A 5,927-nucleotide genomic window follows, 5' to 3' on the forward strand; every position below is an offset into this window, starting at 1 on the left:
CGCTTGAACCGCGTTATCTGCTGTCGGCCGACATCTTGCCTTTCGCAGTCGACATGAACGACTTGGCCGGCGCCGACTATTCGCTGCGCTATGACAATCTGATCCAGGCGATCCAGATCTATGACAACAAGTCGGACACGCTGATCGACCAGCGCAACGTGCAGCAGATCGACTATATCGTGGTGCGCGGCACCGACGCCGACGACAAACTCACCATCGACTTCGGCGAAAACTTCCTGGCGGCGCTCGACGTGCGCTTCGACGGTGGTGCCGGCAACGACACGCTTGCCATGACCGGCGGCAGCTTCGACGCCGTGCGGCTGGCGACCGACACCGGCCTGTCAGGTAGCATTACCGCGCAAGCCGGAGCGTTGACCCATAGCATTGGCCTGGCAAACGTCGGCGCGGTCGAGGACGATACGACGGCCAGCCAGCGCATTTATGCCGACACTTCCGGGCAAGCGCGGGTGATCCGCATCGGCAGTTCAGATGATTCCAATGACGGTCTGTCGGTGCTTGACGCTGGAACATTTAACAATTTGATCGCCTACAAGTTCGCAACTCCGGCGGTCTCGCTGACCGTTGACGCGGGCGCGGGCGACGACAGCTTTGTGCTGCGCGAGATCGACCCTGCTTTGGCTGGCAGGGTGGTGTTGAGCGGCGGCGCCGGCAGCGACGCCGTGGTCGGCCCCCCGCGGGACACCGACTGGCATCTCACTGGCGAGGGTTCAGGTGATGTTGCTGGGGTGTCCTTCGTTACGGTCGAGAACCTGATCGGTTCCGCTGGCAACGAGGACACCTTTTTTGTTGGTGCGGCCGGAAGATTGAGTGGCGTCATGGCTGGCGGCGACGCTGGCTTCGACAGCATGGTTCTCGACGGCGGCACCTTCGCCTCGGTGAAGTATGCAGCTACTGGCCAGACGTCGGGCACAATCACGCGTGACGGTGTCGTGCTCCGCTATGACGGGCTCGAACCGATCATCGACAACAGTGTCGTCGCGGACCGGGTCATCACAACCAGCAATGCCGACGATGAAGCGACTCTGACCGACAATGGCGCGACGCTGACGCTGTCGTCGGATTCTCTTATTTCGACATTCGAGTCGATCACTTTCAACAAACCCAGCACCAGCCTGACCATCAATCTCGGCGATGATCTGGGCATTCCGATTCTTTCAAAGGATACCTTGACGATCAATGCGGTGAACCTCGGTTCAACCGCACTCATCATCAATGGCCAGGACGGCAAGGACGAGGTGACGATCTCCGGGACGCTGACTGCCGGCGCAGTTACCGTCAATGCCGAGAAGATCAGCGTTTCCAGCACCATAAACGCCAGTTCGATGACCCTGACAGCAGCGGCGGCGGACGATGGAAAAATCACGGGTGGCGCGTATTTCGCGACCCCGGAGGCGATCATCGACCTGAGCGGCGCCACGATCATCGTGACGGGCGCGGCTCAATTCACTGCAACCGCGACCGCCAATGTCGAGGCTGAGACTTTCGAAGTTGGGCCGCTCGCGGGTGTCATCGCGACGATCCTGCCCGAAGCGCGGGTCAAGTTCAGCAGCACCAATGTGACCGCGGCCAGCCTGTCGGCGTCGAGCACCGTAACCGTCACGCTGACCGCGAAGGACGAGTCCGACGCCGGTTCCGACAACGATGAAAAGAAGGATGCAGCGGTTTCCGTCACCGTTCTGGTCAGCGACGCGATCACCGAAGTGCTCGCGGGCAGCGTGCTCAGCGTCTCGGGCGCGGTGTCGCTGACTGCAACCAGCAACTTGACGATGACCACCGAGGCCGATGGCGGTAGCGGCGGCAAGGGCGCAAGCGTTGCGGTTTCAGAAGTCAATGCGACGACCCGCGCCAATGTCTCGGGCGGTTCGACGATTGGCGCGAATGCCGGCGATACACCCAATTCGATCGCGCTCGGCGCAACGCTGATCAGCAATATCACGACGATCGCCAAGTCGACGGCAGGCGGATCGGACCAAAGTGCGGGCGGTGACAACGAATCCGAGGAGCGCCTGAAGGACCCCAATAAGGACGGCATCACGTCCGACAAGGCGACGACCAGCAGCGGCGATATCACCTTTGCCGGCGCGGTGACGGTGTCGGATTATCGGCCGACCACCGAAGCCTTCGTTCAGGCCTCCACCCTCACATCCGGTGGCGCGATCACGCTGACCGCGCAATCGACGGACAAGGTGACGGCGACGGCGGACGGCACCAACACGAACTCTTCCTCCAACGGCGCTACCGGCATCGGCGTTGCAGTAGCGCTGAGCATCGCCGACGTCACGACGCGTAGCTATCTCGGCGGCGCCTCGTCGCTGTCGGCGAGCGCGGTGTCATTGAGCGCCACGATTGCGGCCGGCGACAGCTTCATCGCCCAGGCGACTTCCGGCGCCGGCGAGGGCTCCAAGACGCAGGTCGCGGGTTCGCTCGCCATCAATATCGTCATCACCGAGGCTTCCGCCGACGTCGCGGCAAACGCCTCGATCAATCTGAATGGCGCGGATCTGTCGCTCACCGCCAACTCCACCACCAACGTCGTGACCGATGCGGTTCCCGACGACGCGAGCGGCGCCGCGGGCGAACTCGGCATCGGTGGTTCGGTCGCCCTGACCATCGTCGACAATTCCACCTCGGCGTCGATCCGCGACAACGCGACCATCGTTGCCGGCGACGCTATCACCATGATTGCGACCGGCAACCATACAGCTGCCACCAAGGCAGAAGCGGGCGCGGAAGGCGGCGATGTTGGCATCGGCGGTGCGGTGGCGATCGACGTCATCGACAACAACACCGAGTCGTCAATCGGTTCCGGCGGCGAACTCGACATCACCGGCAATTTGTCGGCCAGCGCCAGCAATCACGGCGTGAGCACGACGCTGGCCGATGGGGATGCCATCGGCTCGACGGCAATCGGCGCGGCGATCGCGCTTGCCTTCGTGGACAACCGTGCGTTCTCGACATCGAACCGCAATCTTCGTTCGAACGGATCGATCAGTCTGTCGGCCGCCAATGACGGTTCCAGCAAGGCGGAGTCGATTGCGAGTGCCGCTGGCGCCGAGAAAGACGAGGACGGCAACACCAAGGCCGACGAGCAACGGGACAAGGAAGTCGGTCTGGCCAACAGCAAGTCGAATGATGGCGACAGCGCCAGCAAATCGGCCAACAGTTCAGGTGGAAGCGGCGGCGGCGATGTCAGCGTCGCGGCAGCGCTTGCCCTCAATGTCTCGTCGTCACTGGCGGTGGCGTCGATCAATGACGGGCGCACGGTTGTTGCCGGTGATGGCGCTGGCGTCGGTGAACTCAATTTACAATCGTCCAACAATATGGACGCGACGGCGAAAGCCGATGGCACCGCAAAGACGAGCGACAGCGGCACCGCTGTCGGTGTCGCAGTGGCGATCAATATCGCGACGATGCGCAACGAGGCGTCGATCGGGGCTGGCAGCATCATTACGGCCGACGGGGTGAAAGCCGAAGCCAAGATGAAGAACGTCGGCGGTGACGTGACGCATCGTTTCGGCGCCGAGTCGACCTCCGGCGCCAGCGGCGGCGATATCGGCGTGGCCGGTTCGTTCGCGCTGAGCTTCGCCGATACCGACACGCTTGGCGTGATTGGTCTCGACCATGCCGATCAGCCAGCAAGCGGCGCCGCGACGGTTACATTGACCGGCGGCAATGTTCTGCTCACGGCGATCAACACGACTGTAACCACAACGACGGCGACCTCCTCCGGGGCCGGAAGCGGCTCGGGCAGCGTCGGCGTCGGCGCGTCGATCGCGCTCGGCATCGGCTTGAACACCACGTTTGCCGGCATCGAGAACGGCGAGACGGTTAGCGGGACGACCGGCAATTTCACCGTCACCGCGACATCCAATGATACGCTGACGACGACGGCCAAGGCCGGCGCCGAGGGCGCAACCGGCATCGGGGGCGCGATCGCTGTCGCCTATTTCGACAACGACACGGATGCGCACATCGGCACCGGCGGCGGCGCAACGATCACGCTGACGGGCAATTTGGCCGCGCAAGCGTCGCACACCGGTACGGTTCACACGCTTGCCGATGGCGAAGCCGCCGGCAGCAGCGTCGGCGTTGGCGCGTCGATCGCGCTGAATATCGGCGAAGTCACCAACGACGCTTTCCTCGGCCGCAATTTCCAGAACGTCGGCACGGTGACGATCACCGCGACCTCGATGCTCGACACCAAGGCAGAGTCCAAGGCGAGTTCGAAGGGCCAATCCACCAAGAAGTCCGATGGCACAACGGACAGTGCCAGCTCCGATCAGGAGACGACCAACCAGACCGAGATGGCCAAGAACCAGAGCGGCGGCACCAAGACGCCCTCGCAGAGCGGCGGCAGCAGCCTTGGCCAGGCCGACAGCAACAGCAATGCGCAGACCGGCAAGGGCACGCAGGGCGGCAACGGCTCCGGCGGCACCAATGTGGCAGCGACGATCGCCGTCAACTTCCTCGATGCGGACAACCAGGCGCAGATCGCCGGCGATGTGACGATCGCCGGCACAGGCGCGATGAAGGTCGAGGCGATCAGCACGACCGACGCGCGGGCATTGGCCACAGCGACGTCCACGAACACCAGTTCCAACACCGGCGTTGCCGCGGCGATCGGCCTCAACATCGTGCTGCTGGACAACAATGCGATGATCGGTTCAAACGCCGATCTGACCGCCGGATCGATCGAGGTCCGCGCCGCGACCGGCAATGGACAAAAGAACACGTTCCAGGCGCGCGCCCTTTCCGGCGCAGTGTCGAAAAACACCGCGGTCGGCGGCTCGGTTGGCGTCAACTATCTTGATGTCGACACGCTGGCATCGGTCGGCGACAATGTCGATCTCGACGCCAACACCGGCAATATCGAGATCGGCGCCGTCAGTCTCAATGAAATGCAGAACCTGGCCGGCGGTGCGGCTTTGAGCACCGGCAGCGGCGGTGGCGGCGTGGGTATCGCGGTCACCGTCAACATCGTCAACGATCTCAACACCAAGGCGCAGACCGGCATCAATCTCGACGCTGAAGCGCAGGGCGCGATCAACGTCACCTCGCATGCCGAACTGCTGCCGATCTCGGAAGACCTGCCGGTCATCGGCTCGTTGGCCGTCACCAGCTTCGCCGCCGGCATCGCCGGTGCGTCGGGCGGCTTTGCCGTCGGCGGCTCGTCCAGCGTCAACGTGATCTTCATGGAGACGCACGCGTCGGTGAACGACAACTCCGACCTCGAAGCCGGAACCGGCATCAAGATCGAGGCGACGGACCTGCTGACCGTGGTCAGCGGGGCGGGCGGCATCGGCCTCACGCTGAACGGCAATGCCGGCGTCGGCATCGGCCTGGACGTGCAGGTGATCACGCGCAACACCAGCGCCTGGATGGGTGGTGGCGCGGATCTGGATACGACTGCCGGCAACATCATCATCAATGCCGACTCCTTCGACGACATCACCTCGATCGCGGCGACGTTCGGCGGCAGCGCCGGCGGCTCGGCCGGCGTCGCGGCATCGGTCGGCGTGCTTTACCTCGACACATCGACCCAGGCCTTCGTCGAGGCCGGCAGCACGCTGAACAAATCGCATCTGGGCGCCGGCGGAGATGTCTCCGTGACGGCGACCGGCGACGCGGACGTGTTCCTGCTGGCTGGCGCGGCGGCGTTCGGCCAAAGCGCCGGCATCGGTATTTCCGGAACGGTGTTTGTCCATCTCGACGATGTAAAGGCGGAGCTCTATGGCGACGCCGACGTGGTCACCGGTGGCGCAAACGGCCTCTCCGTATCGGCGATTTCCACCGATGACGTGCTGATCATCGCAGCCGCCGGCGCTGCTTCCGCGCAGGCGGCGGTCGCCGGTTCGGTCGCTGTGACGGTGCTGACCGAGACAACGACGGCTCGCATCGGTGCAAAC

Annotated in this window: 1 protein-coding gene; it reads left to right on the forward strand. The window is 63.8% G+C overall.

Annotation, left to right across the window (positions count from 1 at the left end; genetic code table 11):
* The coding region (locus EN893_RS15100) for an LEPR-XLL domain-containing protein (RefSeq protein ID WP_128361621.1) at nucleotides 1–5,927 on the forward strand (5,927 nt) is incomplete at both ends.

Source organism: Mesorhizobium sp. M7A.F.Ca.CA.004.04.2.1, assembly GCF_004022825.1.
Taxonomy (GTDB): domain Bacteria; phylum Pseudomonadota; class Alphaproteobacteria; order Rhizobiales; family Rhizobiaceae; genus Mesorhizobium.